Here is a 25,912-nt window from a genome sequence, read left to right as displayed (position 1 = left end):
GGTGCGGGATGCAGGCTTGCCCGCGATGGCTTCTACGGCGCACAAAAAAAGCCCCGGTGCTCACGCGCCGGGGCTTTTTGCTGGAGCGCTACAACGGCTTAGCCGTTGAACACGTCATCCACGCTTTTCAGCGGGTAGTTCTTCGGATACGGCAGGGTTGCTACACCAGTCTCGATCGCAGCCTTGGCCACAGCATCGGAGATCACGGTGATCAGGCGAGCATCCATTGGCTTCGGAATGATGTACTCACGACCGAACTCCAGCGCGATACCGCCGTAGGCGTCGCACACTTCCTTCGGCACTGGCAGCTTGGCCAGCTCACGCAGGGCGTTGGCAGCAGCGATCTTCATCTCTTCGTTGATGCGCTTGGCGCGAACGTCCAGGGCACCACGGAAGATGAACGGGAAGCCCAGTACGTTGTTGACCTGGTTCGGGTAGTCCGAACGGCCGGTGGCCATGATCACATCGTTGCGGGTGGCGTGAGCCAGTTCCGGCGAGATCTCTGGATCCGGGTTGGAGCAGGCGAACACGATCGGGTTGGCCGCCATGCGCTTGAGGTCTTCAGCGCTCAGCAGGTTCGGGCCGGACAGGCCTACGAACACGTCAGCGCCTTCCAGCGCTTCGGACAGGGTGCGCTTCTCGGTAGCGTGAGCGAACACCGCCTTGTACTGGTTCAGGTCGTCACGGCCAGCGTGGATAACGCCAGTACGGTCAACCATGAAGATGTTTTCGATCTGCGCACCCATGCTCACCAGCAGCTTCATGCAGGAGATGGCAGCAGCGCCGGCGCCCAGGCAGACGATTTTCGCCTCGCCCAAGGTTTTGCCAGCGATTTCCAGGGCGTTGATCATGCCCGCAGCGGTCACGATCGCAGTACCGTGCTGGTCATCGTGGAATACCGGGATGTCGCACTGCTCGATCAGAGCACGTTCGATCTCAAAGCACTCTGGCGCCTTGATGTCTTCCAGGTTGATACCACCGAAGGTGATGGAGATACGCTTGACGGTGTCGATGAACGCCTGTGGGCTTTCCGAGTCGACTTCGATGTCGAACACATCGATACCGGCGAAACGCTTGAACAGAACACCCTTGCCTTCCATGACAGGCTTGGAAGCCAGAGGGCCCAGGTTACCCAGGCCGAGGATGGCAGTGCCGTCGGAAATGACTGCTACCAGATTGCCCTTGCCGGTGTACTTGTAGGCCAGCTCTGGATCGCGAGCGATTTCACGTACCGGCTCGGCGACGCCCGGGCTGTAGGCCAGGGCCAGGTCGCGAGCAGTCGCAGTAGGCTTGGTGAGCTCGACGCTCAGTTTCCCCGGACGAGGCTGAGCATGGTATTCGAGAGCGGCAGTTTTCAAATCTGACATGATGGGCATTCCGCTTTTACTGTTCTGACGAGCCGCCGAGGATACGCAAAGAGCAAGGGGCCGACAAGACTGCCCGGTCACTAGTGTCAAGGCCTTTAACCTACGACTTTCAGCCAAGAGCCGCGTCCTGCAAGGCTTTCAGTGTGTACAATTTATTTTAAAAATGTCCACAATTTTTACTTAATCAACCCGCTCGAGCATGCTTGGGTCAGTCAGCGGCAGCAACCAACGCGCCTGCCCCGATTTCAGCCCGCCTTTGCGGGAACGATCCAGCACCCAACCCCGTGCTTCGACCTTGCGCCCCTTGAGACCCTCAAAAAAGGACGATGGGAAGTCACCCTGCAAGCGCGGGCTGACCTGAAGCACCAGTCCCTCGTCGATTTCGATCCAGACGCCGCCACGGTTACGCTCAATGCCCCGAACCCGGCCAGTAATCAGCGCAAAGCCCGACTGTTCGATTTGCCCGGCAGTACGCACTGCAGGTGCGCGCCAAAGCCCCAGCCCCGCCTGGCGAGCCACTCGCTCGGCGTCCTGCTGGCACGTCACCAGCGCAACGTTAGGCGCCACTGCCACGCGATAGCCCAAGCCTTCAGCCAACAACTGCGCCTCAATATTGTCGCCATTGCGTGTGTAGATATGTGCAAGTGTACGCCCATACTTGTCGCGACCTTGCACGCCGGGCTGCAGGCCAATACGCCCGCCACTGGCCTTGACCAACGCTTGCAGGCGTTGCCGGGCAGCTTCGGCAAACGGTTCACTGCTGCGGCCTTTGCGACCGATTTCCGGGGCATTTACCCCAATCAGGCGCACGCTGCGCCCATCCTCCAGACGCACGGTATCGCCATCGACCACCTGCGTGACGCTGACCGACTGTACGCCGGCCGGGGCAGGACAGAACGCCAGGGCGACGCCCTGCCAAATCGCGCCCATAAAAAAGGCGCCCACGAGGGACGCCTTCTTCAGCAGCATTGACAGGCCCACAGGGGCTAGCCTTGCGCGCAATCTTACTTCTTGGCACCGAACATGCCGAAGCGATCGGCGAACTTCTGTACGCGGCCGCCAGTGTCCAGTACTTTTTGCTTACCGGTGTAGAACGGGTGGCACAGCGAGCACACGTCGAGGCTCAGTGGCTTGCACAGAGTCGAACGGGTTTCGATGACAGCGCCGCAGCTGCAGGTGGCAGTAACGGCTTCGTATGTTGGATGAATTTCTGGCTTCATGGTCACTTCCTCGACTGCGTGCCGCCATCCAACACCATTGTTGAATACCGCACGTAATTAGGCGGCGAATAATACCAGAGCCGACGGTCGACGCAAGTTGTCGCTTGCACCGGCGGTCGTCTGCTAGGCTCGGCGGTCCAGGAATCCCCCTTCAGAGAAATTACCGCGTGTCCGACGTCATTCTGCGCCTTGCTCTGCCCTCGCCCCTGCGGCGACTGTTCGACTACAGGGCCCCAGCGAGCATGGCCCGCGTCGAACTGACACCCGGCATGCGCATTCGTGTGCCATTCGGTCGCCGCGAAATGATCGGCATCCTGGTGGAGGTCTGCGACCACAGTGACGTCCCAGCCGACAAGCTCAAGCCCGCCATCGCGCTGCTCGATCCGGTCTCTCCACTGCCGCCAGCCTTCTTCAAGCTGTGCCTGTGGACCGCGCAGTACTACCAGCACAGCCTGGGCGACACCTTCAGCTGGGCGCTGCCGGTGTTTCTGCGCCAGGGTGAACCGGCCGAAGCGCGGCAGGAGCGCTTCTGGCAGATTGCACCTGGCGCACGCCTGGACGACCCGCGCATTGCCCGGGCACCACGCCAACGCGAAGCATTGTCGACCCTGGCCCAGCACCCGCACGGCGTCGCCCACGGCCTGCTCGGCAAACTGGGCCTGAACAAAGACAGCCTTGACCTGCTGCTGAGCAAAGAACTGGTGCAGGTTGAAGTACGCCGCCATGCGCCGCAACAGCGCCATGAGCATTGGCTGGCACAACCGGAACTGCCGCTCAACGAGGAACAGCACGCCGCCTTCAACGCCGTGCGAGCCGGTTTCGACAGCTTCCACGCCTTCCTCCTTGCTGGTGTCACCGGCAGCGGCAAGACCGAGGTTTACCTGCAACTGATCCGTGAAGCCCTGGAAGCCGGCAAACAGGCGCTGATTCTGATCCCCGAGATCAACCTTGGCCCACAGACCCTGGCCCGCTTCGAGCAACGCTTCAATGCCCGCATCGCCTTATTGCACTCCGCGGTCAACGATCGCGAACGCCTGGATGCCTGGCTGGCGGCCCGCGATGGCGAGGCCGACATCATCATCGGCACCCGTTCAGCCCTGTTCACCCCCATGAAGAACCCGGGGCTGATCATCATTGATGAAGAGCATGACGGCTCCTATAAACAGCAAGAAGGCCTGCGTTACCACGCACGCGACCTGGCACTGGTGCGCGCTCGCCAGGAGAACATCCCGATCGTGCTGGGCTCCGCAACGCCATCGCTGGAAAGCCTGCACAATGCCTACACGGGTCGCTACGGCCTGCTGCGCCTGAACCACCGCGCCGGAGGTGCCCAGGCACCGCGTTTTCTGCGGCTGGACGTCAAGAGTCGCCCACTGGACAGCGGCATCAGCGGCCCGATGCAACAAGCCATCGGCCAGACACTCGCAGCGGGGCAGCAGGTACTGGTGTTCCTCAACCGCCGAGGCTTTGCCCCGACATTGCTCTGCCATGATTGCGGCTGGATGTCCGAGTGCCCGCGCTGCGATGCGCGGATGACCGTTCACCAGCGCTCCGGCGAGTTGCGCTGCCACCATTGCGGCTATGACGAGCGCGTGCCACGCCAGTGCCCACAATGCAACAAGGTCGACCTGCGCCCGGTCGGCGCCGGCACCGAGCGCGCCGAAGAACGCCTGAGCATCCTGTTTCCGGACTACCCGGTGCTACGCGTCGACCGCGACAGCACCTCGCGCAAGGATGCGATGAACCAGTTGTTTGCCACCATCCAGCGCGGTCAGCCGTGCATTCTGGTCGGCACCCAGATGCTGGCCAAGGGTCACCACTTCCCGAGGGTCACGCTGGTTGCCATTCTCGATGCCGATGGTGGACTGTTTTCCGGCGATTTCCGCGCCAGCGAGCGCATGGCCCAGTTGATCGTTCAAGTTGCGGGCCGCGCAGGGCGCGCAGAAGAGCCCGGCAGAGTCATTATCCAGACTCACCTGGCCGACCATCCACTGCTGGTGCAACTGACCGAACAAGGCTACTTCGCCTTTGCCGAGCAGGCCCTGAGCGAGCGCCGTGCAGCCGGCCTGCCACCCTTCGCACACCTTGCCCTACTGCGCGCCGAAGCCCACAAGCCGGGGCAGGCCGAGGGCTTTCTCGATGAAGCCTGCGCCGCCGCCGAACAACTGCTGGCCGAGCACAACCTGCATGGCATCGAGCTGCTCGGGCCAGTACCTGCGCCAATGGAGCGTCGGGCCGGTCGTTACCGCGCACAGTTGCTGCTGCAGGCCAACGCACGCGCGCCGCTGCATCGGCTGATCAATGCCTGGCTGCTATTGTTGGAACACATGCCCAGCGGGCGGCAGGTACGCTGGTCGCTGGATGTGGACCCGGTCGACCTCTACTGACCCATCCGGCCTCATCGTCGACGAGGCCGGTTTGAGTACGTATTGCAGAGGATCGAACGCAAGACAGCCCCAAAGGTTGGCAAGCTCGTGCCAGCAACGGATAATGTTCAGTTTTTCCACCTGCGCATCCAAGCGCCGCCGCGCTTGCGGTCGAAAGAGAATCCCATGAAAGACACCATTCGCCAGCTGATCCAGCAAGCCCTCACCCAACTCGTCACCGACGGTGTGCTGCCTGAAGGGCTTACGCCGGCGATCCAGGTGGAAAACGCCCGGGACAAGACCCACGGCGACTTCGCCAGCAATATCGCGATGATGCTGGCCAAGCCGGCCGGCATGAAGCCACGCGACCTGGCCGAAAAAATCATCGCGGCCCTGCCCGCCGATGCCCAGGTCAGCAAAGTGGAAATCGCCGGCCCCGGCTTCCTGAACTTCTTCCAGAATACCCAGGCCCTGGCGTCACGCCTCGACGCCGCGCTGGCCGACAGCAAACTTGGCGTACAGAAAGCCGGCCCACAACAGAAAGTGGTCGTTGACCTGTCGGCACCCAACCTGGCCAAAGAGATGCACGTTGGCCACCTGCGCTCGACCATCATCGGCGATGCCGTCGCCCGCGTACTCGAGTTCCTCGGCGACAACGTGATCCGGCAGAACCACGTCGGCGACTGGGGCACCCAGTTCGGCATGCTGATGGCCTATCTGGAAGAAAACCCGATCACCAGCGACGAGCTGTCGGACCTGGAAAACTTCTACCGCGCCGCAAAAAAGCGCTTCGACGAGTCCGAAGCCTTCGCCGACCGCGCGCGCGGCCTGGTGGTCAAGCTGCAAGCCGGTGACGCCGAATGCCTGAAGCTGTGGACCCGCTTCAAGGACATCTCGCTGTCGCACTGCCAGAAGACCTACGAGCAGCTCAACGTCAAACTGACTATGGCTGACGTCATGGGCGAAAGCGCCTACAACGACGACCTGATCAACGTGGTCAACGACCTCAAGGCCAAGGGCCTGCTGGTCGAAAGCAACGGTGCCCAGTGCGTATTCCTCGAAGAGTACAAGACCGCCGACGGCGACCCACTGCCGGTGATCGTGCAGAAGGCCGATGGCGGCTACCTGTACGCGACCACTGACCTGGCAGCCGTGCGCTACCGCAGCAACGTCCTCAAGGCCGACCGCGCCCTGTATTTCGTTGACCAGCGCCAGGCACTGCACTTCCAGCAGGTGTTCGAAGTCGCCCGCCGCGCTGGCTTCGTCGGTAACGACATGATCATGGAGCACATGGGCTTCGGCACCATGAACGGCGCCGATGGCCGCCCGTTCAAGACCCGCGACGGCGGCACGGTCAAGCTGATCGACCTGCTCACCGAAGCCAAGGAACGTGCGTACACCCTGGTCAAGGAAAAGAACCCGCAACTGGCGGAAGATGAACTGCGCGCCATCGCCCAGGTTGTCGGTATCGACGCGGTGAAATACGCCGACCTGTCCAAGCACCGCACCAGCGACTACAGCTTCAACTTCGACCTGATGCTCAACTTCGAAGGCAACACCGCGCCTTACCTGCTGTACGCCTACACCCGCGTGGCGGGCGTATTCCGCAAGCTGGGCAAGGACTTCAGCGAAGTTGACGGCCATATCACCCTGCAAGCCGCCCAGGAACACGACCTCGCGGCACGCCTGGCGCAATTCGGCGAAACCCTGAACAACGTTGCTGAAAAAGGTACGCCGCACGTGCTTTGCAGCTACCTGTACGACGTCGCCGGCCTGTTCTCCAGCTTCTATGAGAACTGCCCGATCCTGGCCGCCGAAACGGCCGAACAGCAACAGAGCCGCCTGCGCCTGGCCGCACTGACCGGTCGCACCCTCAAGCAGGGCCTGGAACTGCTGGGCCTGGAAACCCTGGAGCGCATGTAAGGTGGCAGCCAAGAAAAAGCCCGCCCCCAAGCGCGGCGCCAGCCGCTATCAGGCACCGGAGAAGAAACCGATCCCCGGCTGGCTGTGGCTGGCTGTCGGCCTGACCGTGGGCGCGTTCATTGTCTTTCTGATGAAGCTTGATCCGAGCACCGACGAGGTCAAGCGGAGCAAGCCCGAACAGCAGAAAGCCGAGCGCGCTGCCGAAGCGAACAAGACACCGCCCAGCCCACAGCAACCGGTGAAGCCGAAATACGACTTCTACACCTTGCTGCCAGAGTCGGAAGTCATCGTGCCGCCGGAAGCCGTACCGGAGAAAACCCCGCCGGTACCCGCCCAGCCACAGCAGCCGGTGACACCGGCTGAAGCCGCGAAGATCGACACCGCCAGGGCCCAGGCCGCACTGCTGGGGCAAACGCCGCCACCGCCACCTCCCGTGGTGAAACCGGCAGCGACCACCCAGTTCTTCCTGCAGGCCGGCTCGTTCCGCAAGCAGGCTGACGCCGACAAGGTCCGTGCGCAGATCATCCTGCTCGGCCAGGCCGTGCAGGTCGAGTCCGGCATGGTCCGCGACGAAACCTGGTACCGCGTGCTGGTGGGCCCGTTCAGCAACCGCGAACAATTGACCGTGGCCCAAAAGCAGTTGGCCGGTAGCGGCTTCAACAACCTGCTCTTGCAGCAGCGCCAAAACCGCCAGTAAGCCCCCTCGCCCAGCGGCGCCTTAGCGCCGTTGGGCGTTTCTCAGCGACACCTGGTCGTTCAGGGTCCAGAAGTCGTACAGCACGCCCACCAGAAACAGACCGCCCGTCACCAGGTAGATCAGGCCACTGATCCATTTGCCCTGGTACATGCGATGCACGCCAAACACCCCAAGAAACGTCAGCAGAATCCAGGCGATGTTGTAATCCAAAGGCCCAGAGTGAAAGCGCAAGTCGGCTTCACGGTCCATCGACGGGATCAGGAACAGGTCGATCAACCAGCCGATGCCGAGCAACCCCAGGGTAAAGAACCAGATTGTGCCTGTGACTGGCTTGCCATAGTAAAAGCGGTGCGCACCGAGAAAACCGAAGCACCACAGCAGATAGCCTACAACCTTGCTGTGCGTGTCATGGAAGGGTGGGCTCTGTTGATAACTGTTCATTCGTAGCCTCAGCGGGTTATGTGAAAATTTTCTAAACAAAAATGTGACTTTTCAGTAGCAAGCCGACGTATGGTGCCGTCGAAATCGACCAACGGGGCAGATCCGCGCAAAAAAGCTGTTATAAAGTTGCGCGCTAACCAACAAGAGCCCTGCCTATGCGTCCCCTTTTCAAGACATGGCTGACTATTTGCTTATTATTGCCCCTGGCCGCCCACGCCACCAATCGTGAGCAACGTCTTCCTAATGGCTTCTCTGGCTATACCGCCAATGCCACCGGCGTACACGCCAACAAAGGTTCGGCATCACCGATCCACTATGCCAACCGTAGTGCAAAACCGACAAAATCAACGGCCAACCTGTCGGCCAAGCAAAGCAGCGATGTGCTGAGCCGCGCCGTCAACGCGCTGGGCACCCCCTATCGCTGGGGTGGCAGCAGCCCAAGCAAAGGCTTCGACTGCAGCGGCCTGGTCAAGTACGCCTTCAACGATATCGATGAAGTCGACCTGCCTCGCACCTCCAACGCCATGGCCAGCGGCCACGGCATCAAGGTCGATAAAAAAGACCTGAAACCGGGCGACTTGCTGTTCTTCAACATCAAGAGCCGCAAGGTCAACCACGTTGCCATTTACCTGGGCAACGACCGCTTCATCCATGCGCCACGCACCGGCAAGCGCGTCAGCATTGATACGCTGAACAAGCCTTACTGGCAGAACCATTATGTGGTTGCAAAGCGCGTACTGCCCAAGGACCAGCAACAGCTGAACCTGGCCAAGCGCTAAAACCCACCGGGCGCGCATCCCACCGCCCGGCGCGTATCAGCACTGATCTCCCCCCTTGCCATCAGACCCTGCAGACAACTGTCCAGGGTCTGCATGCCCAGCGCCCCGCCGGTCTGGATTGCAGACTGGATCTGCACCACTTTCCCCTCCCTGATCAAATTGCGAATCGCCGGCGTCGCCAGCATGATCTCGTGCGCGGCCACCCGGCCACCACCTGGTTTGCGCACCAGCACCTGGGAGACCACCGCCTGCAGGGACTCCGCCAGCATCGCGCGCACCAATTGCTTTTCCTCGGCAGCAAATACATCGACGATCCGGTCAACGGTTTTCGCTGCCGAGCCCGTATGCAGGGTGGCCAGCACCAGATGCCCGGTTTCGGCCGCCGTCAGGGCCAGGCGAATCGTCTCCAGGTCCCTCAATTCCCCCAGCATGATCACATCCGGGTCCTGACGCAGGGCGGCCCGTAGCGCCGCCGCAAAACTGTGACTGTGACGCTGTACCTCACGCTGACTGATCCGTCCACGCACCGGGCTGTGGATAAACTCAATCGGGTCTTCAACCGTGAGAATATGCAGGGCGCGCTCGCGGTTCAGGTGATCAATCAAGGCTGCCAGGGTGGTGGACTTTCCCGAGCCGGTGGGGCCGGTCACCAATACAAGCCCACTACGCAGTTCGGCGATTTGCCGGAAAACAGCACCCAGCCCCAACTCAGCCAGGCCACGTACCGATGAGGGGATCAACCGGAATACCGCCCCCACGCCCTGCAACTGCTCGAAGGCATTTACCCTGAAGCGCCCTACCCCCGCCATGGCAAAGGAGAAATCGAGATCCTGAAGGGTTTTGAAATCCTTTTTTTGCTGATCCGTCATGATTTGCGCGATCAACGCCCGCGCCTGATCAGGCTCAAGCGACGGTAAATCCAGTCGCAGCATCTCGCCATCCAGGCGGATCATTGGCACATCACCCGCCGCCAGGTGCAGGTCCGAGGCCCCCTCCTTGGCAGCAAGGGCCAGCAGTTCAGTCACATCCATAAGACTCCCCAAACACCGCCAAGCAGGTAGAATGCCGCAGACCCAAAGAGCCGCTGGCATCGATCATGTCCACCATAGCAGACAACATTTCCACCCTCGCCGAGCGCATCCACCGTGCCGCCGAGGCTGCCGGGCGAGATCCGGCCAGCATCAAGCTGCTGGCCGTGAGCAAAACCAAACCTGCCGCCGCCGTGCGCGAAGCCTTCGCTGCCGGCCTGCGCGACATGGGCGAGAACTACTTGCAGGAAGCCCTGGGCAAACAGGCCGAATTAACCGACCTGCCCTTGACCTGGCACTTCATCGGCCCCATTCAGTCGAACAAGACGCGCGCTATCGCCGAGCACTTCGACTGGGTACATTCCGTGGATCGCCTGAAAATCGCTCAACGCCTTTCCGAGCAGCGCCCTGAATCGCTGGAACCATTGAACATCTGTATTCAGGTCAATGTCAGTGGCGAAGACAGCAAGTCCGGCTGCACCCCGGAGGAACTGCCCGCGCTGGCCGCTGCTATAGCGGTGCTGCCACGGCTGCGGCTGCGCGGCTTGATGGCGATACCCGAGCCCACCGAAGACCGCACCGCGCAGGATGCAGCCTTTGCCAAGGTACGCGACCTGCAGGCCAGCCTGGGCTTGCCACTCGACACGTTATCCATGGGCATGAGCCACGACCTGGAGTCGGCGATTGCACAGGGTGCAACCTGGGTGCGCATCGGTACCGCGCTGTTTGGCGCCCGTGACTACGGCCAACCCTGACCCTGCTTTACTCACCTTTTTCGACAAGGACCTGACATGAGCAAGACTCGTATTGCCTTTATCGGTGCCGGCAACATGGCCGCCAGCCTGATCGGCGGCCTGCGCGCACAGGGCCTGGAGGCTGCGCAGATTCGCGCCAGCGACCCTGGCGCCGAACAACGCGCCAAAGTTCACGCCGAACACGGCATCGAGATGTTCGCCGACAATGCCGAGGCCATCGACGGCGCCGACGTGATCGTGCTGGCCGTCAAACCGCAGGCCATGAAAGCCGTTTGCCTGGCCCTGCAACCCAGCCTCAAGCCGAACCAACTGGTCGTCTCGATTGCTGCCGGCATCACCTGCGCCAGCATGAACCAATGGCTTGGCGCCCAGCCGATCGTACGCTGCATGCCCAACACCCCAGCGCTACTGCGCCAGGGCGTCAGCGGCCTGTTCGCCACCGCCCAGGTCAGTGCCGAACAGCGCCAGCAGGCCGAACAACTGCTCTCGGCCGTAGGCATCGCACTGTGGCTGGAACAGGAACAGCAACTGGACGCCGTCACTGCCGTATCCGGCAGCGGCCCGGCCTACTTCTTTCTGCTGATCGAAGCCATGACTGCAGCCGGCGAGAAACTTGGCCTGCCACGTGAAACCGCAGCACGCCTGACCCTGCAGACCGCACTGGGTGCCGCGCAAATGGCAGTTACCAGTGATGTCGACGCAGCTGAATTGCGCCGTCGGGTGACCTCGCCAGCCGGCACCACGGAGGCGGCGATCAAGTCCTTCCAGGCTGATGGATTCGAAGCGCTGGTGGAAAAAGCGCTGGGCGCAGCTGCGCACCGCTCGGCCGAACTGGCCGAACAACTAGGCAACTAAGGAGCCGAAGATGATCGGACTGAACACCGCTGCAATCTACATTCTGCAGACCCTCGGCAGCCTGTTCCTGCTGGTCGTGATGCTGCGCTTCATCCTGCAGCTGGTTCGCGCAGACTTCTACAACCCGCTCAGCCAGTTTGCCGTACGCGCCACCCAGCCGCTGCTCAAACCGTTGCGCCGGATCATCCCCAGCCTGTTCGGCCTGGACATGTCGTCATTGTTGCTGGCACTGGCCGTGCAGCTGCTGCTGATGGGCCTGACCTTGTTGCTGGCCTACGGCACCACCGGCAACCCGGTACAGTTGCTGATCTGGTCGATCATTGGCGTCACCGCGCTGTTCTTGAAGATCTTCTTCTTCGCCCTGATCGTCAGCGTGATCCTGTCCTGGGTCGCACCGGGCAGCCACAACCCTGGTGCCGAACTGGTCAACCAGATCTGCGATCCGTTCCTGGCCCCGTTCCGTCGCCTGCTGCCAAACCTCGGCGGCCTGGATATTTCGCCGATCCTGGCGTTCATGGCGCTGAAACTGATCGACATGCTGGTCATCAACAACCTGGCAGCCATGACCGCAATGCCAGAGATCCTGCGCCTGCTGGTCTGATTTCAGGCCTGACGACACCACGCCCGCAGAGGCGGCCTTGCCGACGATGAATTCACATGGCTTCGTCGGCAAGGCCAGCCATCTACCACGCGGCTTGCCCCCCACCCCAGCGGTCTTTAGACTTACGCCTCATTTAAGCGTGAGCAGGGTCGATGTCCACTGTCTTTCCCGAAGATTCGGTCGGTCTGGTAACACCGCAACTGGCGCACTTCAGCGATCCCCTGGCCCTGGCCTGCGGTCGTTCGCTGGCCGCCTACGACCTGATGTACGAAACCTACGGCACACTCAACAGCAGCGCGAGCAACGCCGTGCTGATCTGTCATGCCCTGTCGGGGCACCACCACGCGGCGGGCTACCATAGCGCCGACGACCGCAAGCCCGGATGGTGGGACAGTTGCATCGGCCCCGGCAAACCTATCGACACCAACCGTTTCTTCGTCGTCAGCCTGAACAACCTCGGCGGCTGTAACGGTTCCACCGGGCCAAGCAGCATAAACCCGGCGACCGGCAAGCCTTTTGGTGCCGAGTTCCCGGTGCTCACCGTGGAAGACTGGGTACACAGCCAGGCACGCCTGGCCGACCGGCTTGGCATCAGCACCTGGGCGGCGGTCGTTGGCGGCAGCCTCGGCGGCATGCAGGCGCTGCAGTGGACCATCAGTTATCCCGAGCGGGTACGCCACTGCCTGACTATCGCTTCGGCACCGAAACTCTCGGCACAGAACATCGCCTTCAACGAAGTGGCGCGCCAGGCCATCCTGTCCGACCCGGAGTTTCACGGCGGTTACTTCCAGGAGCACGGGGTAATCCCCAAGCGCGGCCTGATGCTGGCGCGCATGGTCGGGCACATTACCTACCTGTCCGATGACTCGATGGGCGAGAAGTTTGGCCGCGAACTGAAAAGCGACAAGCTCAACTACGACTTCCACAGCGTGGAATTCCAGGTTGAAAGCTACCTGCGCTATCAGGGCGAAGAATTTTCGGGGCGTTTCGACGCCAACACCTACCTGTTGATGACCAAGGCCCTGGACTACTACGACCCGGCCGCCGCCCACGGGGGTGACCTGGCCGCGACCCTGGCCGGCGTCAAAGCCGATTTCTGCGTGATGTCGTTCACCACCGACTGGCGCTTCTCGCCCGCCCGCTCGCGGGAGATCGTCGACGCACTGATGGCCGCGAAGAAAAACGTCTGCTACCTGGAGATCGATGCACCACAAGGCCACGATGCCTTCCTGATCCCGATCCCACGGTACCTGCAGGCCTTCTCCCGCTACATGAACCGCATTGCCCTCTGAGGACCCCATGAGAGCCGATCTGGAAATCATCCAAGACTGGATCCCCGCTGGCAGCCGGGTACTCGACCTTGGCTGCGGTAATGGCGAGCTACTGGCTTCGCTGCGCGCCAACAAACAGGTAACCGGCTACGGCCTGGAAATCGACCCCGACAACATCGCCGAGTGCGTGGCCAAGGGTGTCAACGTCATCGAACAGGACCTCGACAAGGGCCTGGGCAACTTTGCCAGCAACAGCTTCGATGTCGTGGTCATGACCCAGGCCCTGCAGGCTGTCGAATACCCGGACCGGATTCTCGACGAAATGCTGCGGGTCGGTCGCCAGTGCATCATCACCTTCCCCAACTTCGGTCATTGGCGCTGCCGCTGGTACCTGGCGACCAAAGGTCGCATGCCGGTGTCGGACTTCATGCCGTATACCTGGTACAACACGCCGAACATCCACTTCTGCACCTTTGAAGACTTCGAGGCGCTGTGCCGCGAGCGCCGGGCACAAGTACTCGACCGCCTGGCAGTAGACCACTTGCACCGCCACGGGTGGGCAAGCAAGCTTTGGCCTAATCTACTAGGTGAGATCGGCATTTACCGTGTCAACAGCCCGGGCCTGCAGGAACATCAGGTCGCGGTTTAACCCCGCCCTTTTCGAGGAGTACGATCATGCGCCGTCTAGTCCTGTTTCTATGCAGCCTGTGCCTGGCCATCCCGGTCCTGGCTGCCGATGCCGCCAAGCCCGAGCGCAAGGAAGTCTTCGGTGATGTGACCGTTCACTACAGCGTCTTCAACTCCGGCTTCCTGCAACCGGCGACGGCCCAGGCTGCTGGCCTTGTACGCAGCAAGAACCAGGGCGTGCTGAACATCACCGTTCTCAAGGACGGCAAGCCCAGCGCCGCCTCGGTCAGCGGCACGGTCAGTGACCTGACCAGCCGCAAGACCGACCTGACCTTCAAGCAGATCAATGATCAGGGCGCGACGTACTACATTGCCCAGTTCCCGGTGCAGCAGCCAGAAACCTATACCTTCACGGTCACTGTCGGTGCCGCTGGCAAAACCAACAGTTTCAGCTTTAACCAGGAAGTATTCCCAGGCGAATGATGACTTTTCCACAGCTCGTATTGGCCAGCCATAACGCCGGCAAACTGAAAGAACTCCAGGCCATGCTCGGCGACTCGGTTCAACTGCGTTCAATCGGTGAATTCAGTAGCGTAGAGCCCGAGGAAACCGGCCTGTCGTTCGTTGAGAATGCCATCCTCAAGGCCCGTAATGCGGCGCGTATTTCCGGGTTGCCGGCGTTGGCCGACGATTCAGGGCTGGCCGTGGACGCCCTCGGTGGCGCCCCAGGCATCTACTCGGCACGCTACGCCGATGGCCAGGGCGACGCAGCCAATAACGCCAAGCTGCTCGACGTTCTCAAGGACGTTCCGCACGACCAGCGCACGGCCCAGTTCGTTTGCGTGCTGGCACTGGTACGGCACGCTGACGATCCGCTACCCATTCTCTGCGAAGGTCTCTGGCACGGTCGCATCCTGACCGAAGCCAGCGGTGCCAACGGCTTTGGTTATGATCCGCTGTTCTGGGTGCCGGAACGCAACTGCTCGAGCGCCGAGCTGAACCCAATCGAGAAAAATCAGCTGAGCCACCGTGCTCGCGCCATGAGCCTGCTGCGACAGCGCCTGGGCTTGGCATGACCGAGCATTCACCAGCACAGCCTCTGCACCTGAGCGAGGCTGGGTTCAGCTCCCAGGCACCTCGGCTGGCGCTGCCACAGCTGCCACCCCTTGCGCTGTATATCCACATCCCCTGGTGCGTGCGCAAATGCCCGTACTGCGACTTCAACTCTCATGCGGCCAGTGCCGAGCTGCCGGAAGAGGCCTATGTCGACGCACTCCTGGCCGACCTTGAGCAGGAGTTGCCTGCCGTCTATGGCCGGCCGCTGAGTTCGATCTTCTTCGGTGGTGGCACCCCTAGCCTGTTCAGCGCACAAGCACTGGGCCGGTTGCTGGCCGGTGTCGAACAGCGCATCCCGTTCGCCAGTGACATTGAAATCACCCTGGAGGCCAACCCCGGAACGTTCGAGCAGGAGAAGTTCACCGCCTACCGGCAACTGGGCATCAACCGCCTGTCGATCGGCATCCAGAGCTTCCAACAGGCCAAGCTCGAAGCCCTGGGGCGTATCCACAACGGTGAAGAAGCCGTGCGTGCGGCCGACATGGCACGACGGGCCGGGTTCGACAACTTCAACCTGGACCTGATGCACGGTTTGCCCGATCAGTCCCTGGATGACGCCCTGAGCGACCTGCGCCAAGCCATCGCCATGGGCCCGACCCACCTGTCCTGGTACCAGCTGACCTTGGAGCCGAACACGGTGTTCTGGAACCAGCCACCGGTGCTGCCCGAAGACGACATCCTCTGGGACATCCAGGAAGCCGGCCAGGCCCTGCTTGCCGAGCATGGCTACGCCCAGTACGAAGTGTCCGCCTACGCCCAACCCGGGCGTGCTGCGCGGCACAACCTGAACTACTGGAGTTTCGGCGACTTCATCGGTATTGGCGCGGGCGCCCATGGCAAGCTCAGCCACCCGGACGGGCGCATCGTGCGCACCTGGAAGACTCGCCTGCCCAAGGACTACCTGAACCCGGCCAAAGCCTTCAAGGCGGGTGAAAAGCTGTTGCCCGTAGACGAGCTGCCGTTCGAGTTCCTGATGAACGCCCTGCGCCTGACTCAAGGGGTGGACGCGGAGCTGTTCAGCCAGCGTACCGGGCTGCCGATGGAACAGTTGGCGGCGGCACGTCGCGAAGCCGAACAAAAGGGACTTTTGCAGGTCGAACCGACGCGACTGGTAGCCACGCCACGCGGCCAGTTGTTCCTCAACGACCTGCTGCAGTATTTCTTGACCTAAGGATTGCGAATGGACTTGGTACTCGACCTGCTCTCAACCGTTTCCCGCTGGAGCCGCAGTAACCTGTCGGAGATTTCCTTGGCGCTGGTCGGCTGCCTGCTGGTGCTGTTCGGCACGGATATCAAGGGCTGGATCGAACAACGGATCGGCAATCTGGCGGGCGCCTTGCGCGTCCCGTTCATGGCCCTGCTGTGCCTGATCGGCAGTGGTGCAGCGCTGATCTATGCCACACCCTGGGTGGTGCGCGGCCTGAGCCAGTTCAACAACTATGCCCTGGCACCGGTACTGCTGGTGGTACTGGTGCTGATCGGCGTTGTCGCCGACCGCCGCTGACCTGCAGGAGCCGGCAGTGCCGGCTCGCGCAGAGGCTTACGCCAGCTTCTCGAACTTCAAGTCCCAGACGCCATGCCCGAGCCGCTCACCGCGACGCTCGAACTTGGTAACCGGGCGCTCTTCAGGACGCGGTACGCATTTGCCGTCTGCTGCCAGGTTGCGGTAACCCGGTGCAACGTTCATGACTTCCAGCATGTACTCAGCATAGGGCTCCCAGTCCGTGGCCATGTGCAGCACACCACCGACCTTCAGCTTGCTGCGTACCAGTTCGGCGAATGCCGGCTGAACAATGCGCCGCTTGTGGTGACGGCTCTTGTGCCAAGGGTCCGGGAAGAACAGCAACAAGCGATCAAGGCTGTTGTCGGCCACGCACTTGTTCAGCACTTCGATGGCATCGCAGTCATACACCCGCAGGTTCTTCAGGCCTTGGGTCAGCACGCCATTGAGCAGCGCACCGACACCCGGCCGGTGCACTTCGACACCGATGAAGTCCTGTTCAGGCGCAGCAGCGGCCATTTCCAGCAGGGAATGGCCCATGCCGAAACCAATCTCCAGCGTGCGCGGAGCGGCGCGACCGAAAACCTGGTCGAAATCCACCGGGCTGTCGCTCAGCGGCAGGACAAACAGCGGCGCGCCCTGGTCCAGGCCACGCTGCTGGCCTTCAGTCATGCGGCCGGCACGCATCACAAAACTCTTGATGCGGCGGTGTTGACGCTCTTCGCCTTCAGGAGAGATCGGCGGTTGTTGCGATTCAGTCATCGGGTGCTCTTACTTGATCAGACCATCCAGCGGCGACGAGGCGCTGGCATAGAGTTTTTTCGGCATACGACCGGCCAGGTACGCCAGGCGGCCGGCAACGATTGCATGTTTCATGGCCTCGGCCATCATGATCGGCTGCTGGGCATGGGCAATCGCCGAGTTCATCAGCACGGCCTCGCAACCCAGCTCCATGGCAATGGTCGCGTCCGACGCGGTACCGACACCGGCGTCGACCAGCACAGGCACCTTGGCTTCTTCCAGGATGATTTGCAGGTTGTACGGGTTGCAGATGCCCAGGCCGGTGCCAATCAGGCCCGCCAGCGGCATCACGGCAATGCAGCCAGCTTCAGCCAGTTGCCGGGCGATGATCGGATCATCGCTGGTGTACACCATCACGTCGAAACCGTCCTTGACCAGCACTTCGGCGGCCTTCAGGGTTTCGATCACATTGGGGAACAGGGTCTTCTGGTCCGCCAGTACTTCCAGCTTCACCAGGTTGTGCCCATCGAGCAGTTCGCGGGCCAGGCGGCAGGTACGCACGGCTTCGACGGCGTCATAGCAACCGGCGGTGTTCGGCAGGATGGTGTAGCGGTCTGGCGGCAGCACGTCGAGCAGGTTCGGCTCGCCCGGGTTCTGGCCGATGTTGGTACGGCGCACGGCGACGGTGACGATCTCAGCCCCCGAGGCCTCGATGGCCAGACGGGTTTCTTCCATGTCACGGTACTTGCCGGTACCCACCAGCAGGCGCGACTGGAAGGTACGGCCAGCCAGGGTGAAAGGCTTGTCGCTACGAACATTGCTCATCGGAAATCCTCTTGGGGGTTGAGGGGCTTGCAGGTGAATCGCGGGGCGGCCTAGCCGCCACCAATGGCGTGGACGACTTCGACCTGATCGCCTTCGCGCAGGGCGGTGGCGGCGTGCTGACTGCGCGGCACGATATCCAGGTTGAGTTCCACTGCAATCCGGCGGCCGACCAACTCCAGCCGGGTCAACAATGCCTCGACGGTCGTACCGTCAGGCAGCTCATAGGGTTCACCGTTCAATTGAATGCGCATGCGGACGGCAGCCATTATTTTCAGGGGGCCAGCATTCTAGCCCCGATCCACGCGGATGACCAAGGCAAAGCAGCGCCATTCGTCCCGGTTTTCGACCGATCAGTCAACTCAGGCGCCAGGCGGCAAGCCCCAGGCACAACCAGCCCGCGAGGAACGCCACACCGCCCAGTGGCGTGATGATGCCCAACTTGCCGACGCCGGTGAGTGTCAGCAGGTACAGGCTGCCAGAGAACAGCACGATACCCAGGCTGAACAGGCCGCCGGCCCAGCCCACCAGGCGCCCGGGGAGCTGCGTGGCAAGCAACGCTACCGCCAGCAGGGCCAGGGTGTGAATCAGTTGATACGTGACCCCGGTTTGAAAGATCGCCAGGTACTCACTGCTCAAGCGTGCTTTCAGGCCGTGCGCGGCAAAGGCGCCAAGGGCGACACCGGTAAAACCGAAAAAGGCAGCGAGCAACAAGAAACTACGAAGCATAAGACAACTCCCAGTCAGGACCATGGCGAGGCAGAGGGTCTGTATAATGGCCCGCTCCATCGGTTCGGCCAAGCCATCTCTCCTATGCTGTCATCCCTACTGCGTCGCCTCACTCGTGCCCTGCTCTGGTTCGCGGCCGGCAGTGCCCTGCTGGTGCTGCTCTTTCGCTGGGTGCCGCCACCGGGCACTGCACTGATGGTCGAGCGCAAGGTTGCCTCCTGGTTCAACGGCCAACCGATAGACCTGCAGCGCGACTGGCAACCCTGGGAACAGATCTCTGACGATCTGAAAGTGGCGGTGATCGCCGGAGAAGATCAGAAATTCCCTGAGCATTGGGGCTTCGATTTCACGGCAATCCAGGCCGCGCTGGCCCACAACGAACGTGGTGGCAGCATCCGCGGGGCCAGTACGCTGAGCCAGCAGGTGGCGAAGAACCTGTTTCTCTGGTCGGGGCGCAGTTGGTTGCGCAAGGGGCTGGAAGCCTGGTTCACGGCGCTGATCGAAGTGTTTTGGTCGAAAGAGCGCATCCTTGAGGTGTACCTCAACAGCGCTGAATGGGATGACGGGGTGTTTGGCGCACAGGCCGCCGCCCGACACCACTTCGGTGTCAACGCCCGTAACCTGTCCCAGCAACAGGCCAGCCTGCTCGCTGCCGTGCTGCCCAGCCCACGCAAATGGAGCGCCAGCCACCCCAGCAGCTACGTCGCGCGACGTGCCAGCTGGATACGCCAGCAAATGCGCCAGTTGGGCGGCAGCAGTTACCTGAGCTTGCTCGACAGCCGACGTGCGGCGCCCTGGAATCAGTAAGCCGCTGCCCTGTATCACGGGCAAGCCAGTTGCCACACGATGTGAACAAGGCCATGCAGTACAGGTCGCCCTATTGAGCAAACGCCTGAAAAACAAAAGCCCCTGGCCTTTCGGTCAGGGGCTTTGTTTGTAGGGCTTGGCGCAGCGCCTTACAGCCCGTCGAGCAGGGCCTTGTTGCGTACCGCACCCTTGTCGGCGCTGGTGGCCAGCAGGGCGTAGGCTTTCAGCGCAGTGGTCACTTTACGTGGGCGCACTTCAACCGGTTTCCAGCCTTTCTTGTCCTGCTCAACCCGGCGTGCAGCCAGTTCGGCGTCGTCCACCAGCAGGTTGATCGAGCGGTTCGGGATGTCGATCAGCACTTTATCGCCATCACGTACCAGGCCAATTGCACCACCGGCTGCCGCTTCTGGCGAAGCATGGCCAATCGACAGGCCCGAGGTACCGCCAGAGAAACGACCGTCGGTCAGCAGCGCGCAAGCCTTGCCCAGGCCTTTGGACTTCAGGTACGAGGTCGGGTAGAGCATCTCTTGCATGCCCGGGCCGCCTTTCGGACCTTCGTAACGGATGATGACGATGTCACCTTCCTTCACTTCGTCCGCGAGGATGCCGCGTACCGCGCTGTCCTGGCTTTCGAAGATCTTCGCGTTGCCTTCGAACACGTGGATCGACTCATCGACGCCGGCAGTTTTCACCACGCAGCCGTCCAGGGCGATGTTGCCGTAAAGCACAGCAAGACCGCCTTCTTGCGAGTAGGCGTGCTCAACGCTGCGAATGCAGCCGTTTTCGCGGTCGGCGTCGAGGGTTTCCCAACGGGTCGACTGGCTGAAGGCGGTCTGGGTCGGAATGCCGGCCGGGCCCGCGCGGAAGAAGGTATGCACCTCGGGGTCATCGCTCTGGGTGATGTCCCACTTGGCGATGGCATCGGCCATGGTCTTGCTGTGTACGGTCGGCAGGTCGGTATGCAACAGGCCACCACGGGCCAGTTCACCGAGGATGCTGATGATGCCACCGGCGCGGTGCACATCTTCCATGTGGTACTTCTGGATGTTCGGCGCCACTTTGCACAACTGCGGCACTTTGCGCGACAGGCGATCGATGTCGCGCAGGTCGAAGTCGATTTCGGCTTCCTGAGCCGCGGCCAGCAGGTGCAGGATGGTGTTGGTCGACCCACCCATGGCGATGTCCAGGGTCATGGCGTTCTCGAACGCCTTGAAGCTGGCGATATTGCGCGGCAGAACGCTCTGATCGTTCTCGCCGTAGTAACGCTTGCACAGCTCGACGATGGTCCGGCCAGCCTGCAAGAACAGTTGTTCGCGGTCGCTGTGGGTGGCCAGGGTCGAGCCGTTGCCCGGCAGGGCCAGGCCCAGGGCTTCGGTCAGGCAGTTCATCGAGTTGGCGGTGAACATGCCGGAGCAGGAACCACAGGTCGGGCAGGCGCTGCGCTCATACTCGGCGACCTTTTCATCGGAGGCCGAGGAGTCGGCTGCGATGACCATGGCGTCGACCAGGTCCAGGCCGTGGCTGGCCAGCTTGGTCTTGCCGGCTTCCATCGGGCCGCCGGAAACGAAGATCACCGGGATGTTCAGGCGCAGGGCGGCCATCAGCATGCCGGGGGTGATCTTGTCGCAGTTGGAGATGCAGACAATGGCGTCAGCGCAGTGAGCGTTGACCATGTACTCGACCGAGTCGGCGATGATCTCGCGGCTTGGCAGCGAGTAGAGCATGCCGTCATGGCCCATGGCGATGCCATCATCGACCGCGATGGTGTTGAATTCCTTGGCCACGCCACCGGCGCGTTCAATCTCACGGGCGACCAGTTGGCCGAGGTCCTTGAGGTGGACGTGGCCCGGTACGAACTGGGTGAACGAGTTGGCAATGGCGATGATCGGTTTCTTGAAATCGTCGTCTTTCATACCCGTGGCGCGCCACAGGGCGCGTGCGCCGGCCATGTTGCGGCCGTGGGTGGACGTTTTCGAGCGGTAATCTGGCATGGAGCACTCCTGGCGGCTAAGCAGGTAACAAAAAGGGGAGTGAGCGTCTCTTGTCCTTTGCACCGAAGGCAGGTGGCCGCTGGTGCGGATGAAGCCGAGAACGCCGCGGGATCGCCGTGCGCTCGGCCAGAGCTCATAAACCCGCCGGGGATGACTGGCGATGAATAGGCCGATTCTACACGGCTGGCCGCGGGAAGGAATGGCGCTATAGCGGGTTGGTGCGTCAGCGGTGCCTCCAAGGGGAAAATCTGGCGGCACTTGGTTAGACTGCCGCCCTTCGCAGCTCCCCCGGCAAAAGGACTTGGCATGCCCGCGTTATCCCCTTCGTTATATTTTTATCTGCTCGTTGGCGCCCTTCAGGGGCTGTTGCTCTTGAGCGCACTTTGGCTGGAGATCCCCTGGATCAGCACCATGCTGGTGACACTGGCTACCGTCGGCGGGATCAACCTGCAACTGCTCGGGCGTTCAGTGCTGCAGCGCGGCACCTGGGTACTGGTTGCACTGATGACATTGGTGATGACGGCGATCAGCGGCTGGGTCTTTTCCGACAACGGCTCGCAGTGGTTGCAAGGGTCCTGGGTGGTCTGCGCGAGCCTGCTGGGCTACATCGGCTGCGCCTTCATCGCCAGTTGGCCAACCCGTGAAGGCCGCTGGCCACGCTATGAAGACCTGTTCAGGCATGCCTGGAACAACATTTTCATCGTGCTCCTCGCCCAGCAGCTGATCATGGTGGTGATGCTGCTGGTGCTGTTATGTGGTGCGCTGTTCAAGATGCTGGGCGTGCCGCAGGTCAAGGCGGTGCTCGAGTCACCGCTGTTCCTCGCGATCGCCCTGACACTGGTGTTTTCCCTCGGCATGCGCATAGGCCGCGAGAAAGAGACGGTCATTGGGCTGCTGCGTGGCGTGCTTCTGGCGGTGTGCCGCTTCCTGCTGCCATTCGGAGCACTGATGACCGTGCTGTTCATCCTGACCTTGCCATTCAGTGGCCTGCAACCTGTCTGGGATACCGGTTCTTCGACCCTGATCCTGCTGTGCCTGGTGGGGCTTAACCTGTTTCTGGTCAATGGTGTGTTCCAGGACGGTCACGACAGCGCACCATACGCCAGAGGCTTGCGGCTTTTGGTGGAGTTGTCCCTGCTCTGCTTGCCGGTGCTGGTCGTACTGGCAGGCTACTCGACCTGGCTGCGCATTGAGCAATACGGCCTGACGCCACAGCGTTTCATGGCGATCCCACTGCTGCTGGTCGCGCTGCTGTATAGCCTTGCGGCGGTGTGGGCGGTTGTTCGCCGGCAGTCGGTGTGGCTGGGGCATCTGCGTACCAGCAACCCGCTCATTGCCCTGTTCGGCTGTGTGGTGTTGGTACTGGTGCATACACCACTGGTGAGCCCCGAAACCTGGAGCGCAAAGCACCAGGTACAACGCCTGCTCAGTGGGCGTACAGCGGTGGCGGACTTCGATGCCTGGACCCTGCGCTACCGGCTTGGTGCGCCTGGAATCGAGCAGCTCGAATGGCTCACGGCCGAAGCGGACCGCGGGCAGATTCTGGACGCTCAAAGGCGCGAGCAGCTGCGTGAGATTTTGAAAGAGCCGACCTACCGCTCGAACTCGGCAGAATTTGACGGCCGTGATAACGCCTTGAAAATCGAGTGGATCGGCAATACCGAGGACGGTGTCGAGACGATGCTGAAAGGCGCGTTCATCGGCATGCATTGCCAGGGGGCTGGTTGCGTACTGCACGCCATGGACCTGAACGACGACGGTCGCAACGAGGTGCTGCTCGTGTCCAAGGAGGAATGGGCGTTCAAGGCTTACATTCTGGAGCGTGATGAGCACGGCGAGTGGCGAGCGGCTGCAGACCTGGAGGGGCAGGACGACCCGGCGCGCGTGATTGAGTTGATCCGCCAGGGTGCGCTAAAGCCGGTCAAACCACGCTTTAACACGTTCAACATCGACGGTGTGGAACTGAGCGCAGTGCCAACGCACGACTAGGTGTTGGGCTGCCGAGCAGCCCAACACCGGCACCGCATGTTAGCTGTTAGGCAGCAAACGGCAGGTCAGGCTCTTGATGTAGCGGGTTTCCGGAATCGCCGGGTGTACCGGGTGATCCGGGCCCTGGCCGCCACGCTCCAGCAACTGGATGTTGCGGTCCAGGTGGCGGGCGCTGGTCAGCAGAATGTTCTGCAGGTCGTCTTCAGGCAGGTGCATCGAGCACGACGCGCTGACCAGGATGCCGTCCTTGGTGAGCAGGCGTATGGCTTGCTCGTTCAGGCGACGATAGGCGCCCTCGCCGTTCTTCAGGTCTTTCTTGCGCTTGATGAACGCCGGTGGGTCGGCCACGATCACGTCGAAACGCTCTTCGGCAGCTTTCAGTTCTTTCAGTGCTTCAAATACGTCACCTTCGACGCAAGTGACCTTCTCGGCAATACCGTTGAGTGCAGCGTTACGCTCAACGCCGTCCAGGGCGAAGCCCGAAGCGTCGACGCAGAACACTTCGCTGGCGCCAAAGGCACCGGCCTGCACGCCCCAGCCACCGATGTAGCTGAACAGGTCGAGAACACGCTTGCCTTTGACGTACGGCGCCAGGCGCGCACGGTTCATGCGGTGGTCATAGAACCAGCCGGTTTTCTGGCCTTCCATCACCGGCGCTTCGAACTTCACGCCGTTTTCTTCCAGTGCAACCCACTCGGGCACCAGGCCGAATGCGGTTTCCACATAGCGATTCAGCCCTTCGGCATCACGTGCAGCGGAGTCGTTCTTGAACAGGATGCCACTTGGCTTGAGCACCTGGATTAGCGCAGCAAGGATGTCGTCGCGGTGTAGTTCCATGGTGGCCGAAGCCAGTTGCACGACCAGAATGTCGCCGAAACGGTCGACCACCAGGCCCGGCAGCAGGTCGGAATCACCGTAGACCAAGCGGTAGTAAGGCTTGTCGAACAGGCGCTCACGCAGCGACAGGGCCACATTCAGGCGGTGCACCAGCAGCGACTTGTCCAGCGGCAGCTTGGCATCACGCGACAGCAGGCGAGCACAGATCAGGTTGTTCGGGCTCATCGCGACGATGCCAAGGGCTTTACCGCCCGCGGCTTCCAGCACGGCCTGATCACCGGCCTTGAAGCCATGCAGCGGGGTCGCGGCGACGTCGATTTCGTTGCTGTAAACCCATAGATGGCCGGCGCGCAGGCGGCGGTCGGCGTTGGCTTTGAGGCGAAGGCTGGGCAGGGACATGACGTCGCTCCGGAAAAAAGAGCGGGAGTATAACGCGTCGACGAGGTTCAACGCGTGGCCGAGGATAAATAGCCGCCAAGTGGTGAACCGAGGTGGCAATTAGTTGCAATTGCGCCATCTGCCGGTGTTCCTTGGGCGCAGGGCAAGGTTAAAATCGCCGCTCAGCCCCGAGTGTGTACTTATGTCCCAAGAGCTCTCCTCCGAACAGATTCAGCAGGCCCTGCAGGGCATCAGTGTACCGCCCCAGCCGCAAATCATGGTTGATCTGCAAATGGAGCAGTACATGCCTGATCCAGACCTGGAGATGATCGCCAAGCTGATTTCCCAGGACCCGGGGCTTTCTGGGGCACTGCTCAAGCTGGTCAACTCAGCGCATTTCGGCCTGACCAACAAGATCGCTTCGATTCAGCGCGCGGTGAATCTGCTCGGTAGCCGTTCGATCATCAACCTGATCAATGCGCAGTCGATCAAGGGCGAGATGAGCGATGAAACCATCGTCACCTTGACCCGTTTCTGGGACAACGCCCAGGACGTGGCCATGACCTGCATGACCCTGGCCAAGCGCTTGGGCTCACAAGCGGTGGACGAGGCCTATGCCCTGGGGCTGTTCCACGACTGTGGCATCCCGCTGATGCTCAAGCGTTTCCCTGAGTACATGAGCGTGGTCGAAGACGCCTACGCCAGCGCCGGGCCCGGCCAGCGGGTGGTCGATACCGAAAACCAGGTGTTCAACACCAACCATGCCGTGGTCGGCTACTACACCGCAAAGTCGTGGCGCCTGCCGGAACACCTGAGCAATGCCATTGCCAATCATCACAACGCCCTGGCGGTATTCAGTGATGAATCGGCGCGTAACAGCCAGTTGAAGAACCTGCTGTCGATCCTGAAGATGGCCGAGCATATTTGCGCTTCGCACCGGGTGCTGGGTGGCCAGAGCGAAGACCATGAGTGGAACACCATCAGCCATCTGGTGCTCGATTACGTCGGCTTGCCTGAGTACGACTTCGAAAACCTCAAGCAAACCATCCGCGACCTGGGTGGGCATTGATC

Annotated in this window: 27 protein-coding genes; 16 read left to right on the top strand and 11 right to left on the bottom strand. The window is 61.7% G+C overall.

Annotated features, from left to right (window positions below):
- Positions 1-98: 98 nt before the first annotated feature.
- The 3 genes from CYD26_RS17785 to rpmE form a co-directional block, all read right to left on the bottom strand.
- Positions 99-1,367, bottom strand: coding sequence for a malic enzyme-like NAD(P)-binding protein (locus tag CYD26_RS17785; RefSeq protein WP_065758203.1), 1,269 nt, complete (start codon positions 1,365-1,367; stop codon positions 99-101).
- A 180-nt stretch (positions 1,368-1,547) separates the two neighbouring features.
- Positions 1,548-2,336 carry a thermonuclease family protein gene (locus CYD26_RS17780; protein WP_065758232.1) on the bottom strand — a complete coding sequence of 263 codons (789 nt, stop codon included), beginning with the start codon at positions 2,334-2,336 and terminating at the stop codon, positions 1,548-1,550.
- 35 nt (positions 2,337-2,371) lie between these two features.
- Complete coding sequence (gene rpmE, locus CYD26_RS17775) at positions 2,372-2,587, bottom strand: 50S ribosomal protein L31 (protein ID WP_065758202.1); 216 nt, start codon at positions 2,585-2,587, stop codon at positions 2,372-2,374.
- A 167-nt stretch (positions 2,588-2,754) separates the two neighbouring features.
- Between rpmE and CYD26_RS17770 the strand changes: the two genes are divergently transcribed.
- The 3 genes from CYD26_RS17770 to CYD26_RS17760 all read left to right on the top strand — a co-directional run bounded on the left by CYD26_RS17770 (position 2,755) and on the right by CYD26_RS17760 (position 7,573).
- On the top strand, positions 2,755-4,974 hold the full coding sequence (locus CYD26_RS17770) for a primosomal protein N' (protein WP_102053218.1): 2,220 nt from the start codon (positions 2,755-2,757) through the stop codon (positions 4,972-4,974).
- A gap of 165 nt (positions 4,975-5,139) precedes the next feature.
- Positions 5,140-6,876: an arginine--tRNA ligase gene (gene argS / locus CYD26_RS17765; RefSeq protein WP_065758200.1), complete on the top strand. Its 1,737-nt coding sequence runs from the start codon at positions 5,140-5,142 to the stop codon at positions 6,874-6,876.
- Between the two features lies 1 nt (position 6,877).
- Positions 6,878-7,573, top strand: coding sequence for an SPOR domain-containing protein (locus CYD26_RS17760; RefSeq protein ID WP_065758199.1), 696 nt, complete (start codon positions 6,878-6,880; stop codon positions 7,571-7,573).
- 21 nt (positions 7,574-7,594) lie between these two features.
- On the opposite strand, the gene CYD26_RS17755 is transcribed toward CYD26_RS17760, so the two are convergent.
- Entirely contained in the window at positions 7,595-8,014 is a 420-nt protein-coding gene (locus tag CYD26_RS17755) for a TM2 domain-containing protein (RefSeq protein ID WP_065758198.1), read from the bottom strand.
- Between the two features lie 155 nt (positions 8,015-8,169).
- Here CYD26_RS17755 and CYD26_RS17750 point away from each other — a divergent pair, with 155 nt between their 5' ends.
- Complete coding sequence (locus CYD26_RS17750; RefSeq protein WP_065758197.1) at positions 8,170-8,793, top strand: C40 family peptidase; 624 nt, start codon at positions 8,170-8,172, stop codon at positions 8,791-8,793.
- Here CYD26_RS17750 and CYD26_RS17745 read toward each other — a convergent pair.
- On the bottom strand, positions 8,790-9,824 hold the full coding sequence (locus CYD26_RS17745) for a type IV pilus twitching motility protein PilT (RefSeq protein WP_102053217.1): 1,035 nt from the start codon (positions 9,822-9,824) through the stop codon (positions 8,790-8,792). The two genes, CYD26_RS17750 and CYD26_RS17745, sit on opposite strands and share 4 nt — an antisense overlap.
- Before the next feature lie 65 nt (positions 9,825-9,889).
- On the opposite strand from CYD26_RS17745, the gene CYD26_RS17740 reads away from it, so the two are divergent.
- The 9 genes from CYD26_RS17740 to CYD26_RS17700 all read left to right on the top strand — a co-directional run bounded on the left by CYD26_RS17740 (position 9,890) and on the right by CYD26_RS17700 (position 16,550).
- The gene (locus CYD26_RS17740; protein WP_099773331.1) at positions 9,890-10,576 is read left to right on the top strand and encodes a YggS family pyridoxal phosphate-dependent enzyme; all 687 of its coding nucleotides are present in this window, start codon (positions 9,890-9,892) and stop codon (positions 10,574-10,576) included.
- Between the two features lie 36 nt (positions 10,577-10,612).
- Positions 10,613-11,431 (top strand): pyrroline-5-carboxylate reductase, encoded by an 819-nt coding sequence (proC, locus tag CYD26_RS17735; RefSeq protein WP_099773330.1) that lies wholly within the window; start codon positions 10,613-10,615, stop codon positions 11,429-11,431.
- Positions 11,432-11,441: 10 nt separating this feature from the next.
- Positions 11,442-12,032, top strand: a complete 591-nt coding sequence (locus CYD26_RS17730) for a YggT family protein (RefSeq protein WP_065758193.1) — start codon at positions 11,442-11,444, stop codon at positions 12,030-12,032.
- 152 nt (positions 12,033-12,184) lie between these two features.
- Positions 12,185-13,324, top strand: coding sequence for a homoserine O-acetyltransferase (locus CYD26_RS17725; protein ID WP_065758192.1), 1,140 nt, complete (start codon positions 12,185-12,187; stop codon positions 13,322-13,324).
- A 7-nt stretch (positions 13,325-13,331) separates the two neighbouring features.
- Positions 13,332-13,952 carry a methionine biosynthesis protein MetW gene (metW, locus tag CYD26_RS17720; RefSeq protein WP_065758191.1) on the top strand — a complete coding sequence of 207 codons (621 nt, stop codon included), beginning with the start codon at positions 13,332-13,334 and terminating at the stop codon, positions 13,950-13,952.
- A 26-nt stretch (positions 13,953-13,978) separates the two neighbouring features.
- Positions 13,979-14,413, top strand: coding sequence for a DUF4426 domain-containing protein (locus CYD26_RS17715; RefSeq protein ID WP_065758190.1), 435 nt, complete (start codon positions 13,979-13,981; stop codon positions 14,411-14,413).
- Positions 14,410-15,006 (top strand): RdgB/HAM1 family non-canonical purine NTP pyrophosphatase, encoded by a 597-nt coding sequence (rdgB, locus tag CYD26_RS17710; RefSeq protein ID WP_065758189.1) that lies wholly within the window; start codon positions 14,410-14,412, stop codon positions 15,004-15,006. Before CYD26_RS17715 ends, rdgB begins: the two co-directional genes overlap by 4 nt.
- Positions 15,003-16,217: a radical SAM family heme chaperone HemW gene (gene hemW, locus CYD26_RS17705; protein ID WP_065758188.1), complete on the top strand. Its 1,215-nt coding sequence runs from the start codon at positions 15,003-15,005 to the stop codon at positions 16,215-16,217. The genes rdgB and hemW overlap by 4 nt, the downstream gene beginning before the upstream one ends.
- 9 nt (positions 16,218-16,226) lie before the next feature.
- A complete protein-coding gene (locus CYD26_RS17700) occupies positions 16,227-16,550 on the top strand; it encodes a DUF3392 domain-containing protein (protein WP_065758187.1) in 324 nt (107 codons plus the stop codon).
- A 36-nt stretch (positions 16,551-16,586) separates the two neighbouring features.
- On the opposite strand, the gene trmB is transcribed toward CYD26_RS17700, so the two are convergent.
- The 4 genes from trmB to CYD26_RS17680 all read right to left on the bottom strand — a co-directional run bounded on the left by trmB (position 16,587) and on the right by CYD26_RS17680 (position 18,839).
- A complete protein-coding gene (gene trmB, locus CYD26_RS17695) occupies positions 16,587-17,309 on the bottom strand; it encodes a tRNA (guanosine(46)-N7)-methyltransferase TrmB (protein ID WP_102053216.1) in 723 nt (240 codons plus the stop codon).
- Positions 17,310-17,318: 9 nt separating this feature from the next.
- A complete protein-coding gene (locus tag CYD26_RS17690) occupies positions 17,319-18,113 on the bottom strand; it encodes a thiazole synthase (protein ID WP_065758185.1) in 795 nt (264 codons plus the stop codon).
- Between the two features lie 50 nt (positions 18,114-18,163).
- Positions 18,164-18,364 carry a sulfur carrier protein ThiS gene (gene thiS / locus CYD26_RS17685; protein ID WP_065758231.1) on the bottom strand — a complete coding sequence of 67 codons (201 nt, stop codon included), beginning with the start codon at positions 18,362-18,364 and terminating at the stop codon, positions 18,164-18,166.
- A gap of 103 nt (positions 18,365-18,467) precedes the next feature.
- Positions 18,468-18,839 carry a DUF423 domain-containing protein gene (locus tag CYD26_RS17680; protein WP_065758184.1) on the bottom strand — a complete coding sequence of 124 codons (372 nt, stop codon included), beginning with the start codon at positions 18,837-18,839 and terminating at the stop codon, positions 18,468-18,470.
- 84 nt (positions 18,840-18,923) lie between these two features.
- Here CYD26_RS17680 and mtgA point away from each other — a divergent pair, with 84 nt between their 5' ends.
- Positions 18,924-19,646, top strand: a complete 723-nt coding sequence (gene mtgA, locus CYD26_RS17675) for a monofunctional biosynthetic peptidoglycan transglycosylase (RefSeq protein ID WP_065758183.1) — start codon at positions 18,924-18,926, stop codon at positions 19,644-19,646.
- A gap of 149 nt (positions 19,647-19,795) precedes the next feature.
- On the opposite strand, the gene ilvD is transcribed toward mtgA, so the two are convergent.
- Positions 19,796-21,637 carry a dihydroxy-acid dehydratase gene (gene ilvD, locus CYD26_RS17670; protein ID WP_065758182.1) on the bottom strand — a complete coding sequence of 614 codons (1,842 nt, stop codon included), beginning with the start codon at positions 21,635-21,637 and terminating at the stop codon, positions 19,796-19,798.
- A 372-nt stretch (positions 21,638-22,009) separates the two neighbouring features.
- Here ilvD and CYD26_RS17665 point away from each other — a divergent pair, with 372 nt between their 5' ends.
- Positions 22,010-23,626 (top strand): DUF4153 domain-containing protein, encoded by a 1,617-nt coding sequence (locus CYD26_RS17665; RefSeq protein ID WP_256588044.1) that lies wholly within the window; start codon positions 22,010-22,012, stop codon positions 23,624-23,626.
- 39 nt (positions 23,627-23,665) lie between these two features.
- Here CYD26_RS17665 and CYD26_RS17660 read toward each other — a convergent pair whose 3' ends face one another.
- A complete protein-coding gene (locus CYD26_RS17660; protein ID WP_102053214.1) occupies positions 23,666-24,862 on the bottom strand; it encodes a class I SAM-dependent rRNA methyltransferase in 1,197 nt (398 codons plus the stop codon).
- A 181-nt stretch (positions 24,863-25,043) separates the two neighbouring features.
- Here CYD26_RS17660 and CYD26_RS17655 point away from each other — a divergent pair, with 181 nt between their 5' ends.
- The gene (locus tag CYD26_RS17655) at positions 25,044-25,910 is read left to right on the top strand and encodes an HDOD domain-containing protein (RefSeq protein ID WP_102053213.1); all 867 of its coding nucleotides are present in this window, start codon (positions 25,044-25,046) and stop codon (positions 25,908-25,910) included.
- The last annotated feature ends 2 nt before the right edge of the window (positions 25,911-25,912 follow it).

It is taken from the genome of Pseudomonas sp. FFUP_PS_473 (assembly GCF_002858665.1).
GTDB classification, from domain to species: Bacteria; Pseudomonadota; Gammaproteobacteria; order Pseudomonadales; family Pseudomonadaceae; genus Aquipseudomonas; species Aquipseudomonas defluvii.
The sequence above is the reverse complement of the archived record's forward strand: the minus strand, read 5'-3'. Positions and strand labels throughout refer to the sequence as shown.

Bases quoted from the DNA above. Each gene is read 5' to 3' on its own strand.
- CYD26_RS17785 (WP_065758203.1), bottom strand. From the start codon at position 1,367: ATGTCAGATTTGAAAACTGCCGCTCTCGAATACCATGCTCAGCCTCGT.
- CYD26_RS17780 (WP_065758232.1), bottom strand. From the start codon at position 2,336: ATGCTGCTGAAGAAGGCGTCCCTCGTGGGCGCCTTTTTTATGGGCGCG.
- rpmE (WP_065758202.1), bottom strand. From the start codon at position 2,587: ATGAAGCCAGAAATTCATCCAACATACGAAGCCGTTACTGCCACCTGC.
- argS (WP_065758200.1), top strand. From the start codon at position 5,140: ATGAAAGACACCATTCGCCAGCTGATCCAGCAAGCCCTCACCCAACTC.
- CYD26_RS17755 (WP_065758198.1), bottom strand. From the start codon at position 8,014: ATGAACAGTTATCAACAGAGCCCACCCTTCCATGACACGCACAGCAAG.
- CYD26_RS17750 (WP_065758197.1), top strand. From the start codon at position 8,170: ATGCGTCCCCTTTTCAAGACATGGCTGACTATTTGCTTATTATTGCCC.
- CYD26_RS17745 (WP_102053217.1), bottom strand. From the start codon at position 9,824: ATGGATGTGACTGAACTGCTGGCCCTTGCTGCCAAGGAGGGGGCCTCG.
- CYD26_RS17740 (WP_099773331.1), top strand. From the start codon at position 9,890: ATGTCCACCATAGCAGACAACATTTCCACCCTCGCCGAGCGCATCCAC.
- proC (WP_099773330.1), top strand. From the start codon at position 10,613: ATGAGCAAGACTCGTATTGCCTTTATCGGTGCCGGCAACATGGCCGCC.
- CYD26_RS17730 (WP_065758193.1), top strand. From the start codon at position 11,442: ATGATCGGACTGAACACCGCTGCAATCTACATTCTGCAGACCCTCGGC.
- CYD26_RS17725 (WP_065758192.1), top strand. From the start codon at position 12,185: ATGTCCACTGTCTTTCCCGAAGATTCGGTCGGTCTGGTAACACCGCAA.
- metW (WP_065758191.1), top strand. From the start codon at position 13,332: ATGAGAGCCGATCTGGAAATCATCCAAGACTGGATCCCCGCTGGCAGC.
- CYD26_RS17715 (WP_065758190.1), top strand. From the start codon at position 13,979: ATGCGCCGTCTAGTCCTGTTTCTATGCAGCCTGTGCCTGGCCATCCCG.
- rdgB (WP_065758189.1), top strand. From the start codon at position 14,410: ATGATGACTTTTCCACAGCTCGTATTGGCCAGCCATAACGCCGGCAAA.
- hemW (WP_065758188.1), top strand. From the start codon at position 15,003: ATGACCGAGCATTCACCAGCACAGCCTCTGCACCTGAGCGAGGCTGGG.
- CYD26_RS17700 (WP_065758187.1), top strand. From the start codon at position 16,227: ATGGACTTGGTACTCGACCTGCTCTCAACCGTTTCCCGCTGGAGCCGC.
- trmB (WP_102053216.1), bottom strand. From the start codon at position 17,309: ATGACTGAATCGCAACAACCGCCGATCTCTCCTGAAGGCGAAGAGCGT.
- CYD26_RS17690 (WP_065758185.1), bottom strand. From the start codon at position 18,113: ATGAGCAATGTTCGTAGCGACAAGCCTTTCACCCTGGCTGGCCGTACC.
- thiS (WP_065758231.1), bottom strand. From the start codon at position 18,364: ATGCGCATTCAATTGAACGGTGAACCCTATGAGCTGCCTGACGGTACG.
- CYD26_RS17680 (WP_065758184.1), bottom strand. From the start codon at position 18,839: ATGCTTCGTAGTTTCTTGTTGCTCGCTGCCTTTTTCGGTTTTACCGGT.
- mtgA (WP_065758183.1), top strand. From the start codon at position 18,924: ATGCTGTCATCCCTACTGCGTCGCCTCACTCGTGCCCTGCTCTGGTTC.
- ilvD (WP_065758182.1), bottom strand. From the start codon at position 21,637: ATGCCAGATTACCGCTCGAAAACGTCCACCCACGGCCGCAACATGGCC.
- CYD26_RS17660 (WP_102053214.1), bottom strand. From the start codon at position 24,862: ATGTCCCTGCCCAGCCTTCGCCTCAAAGCCAACGCCGACCGCCGCCTG.
- CYD26_RS17655 (WP_102053213.1), top strand. From the start codon at position 25,044: ATGTCCCAAGAGCTCTCCTCCGAACAGATTCAGCAGGCCCTGCAGGGC.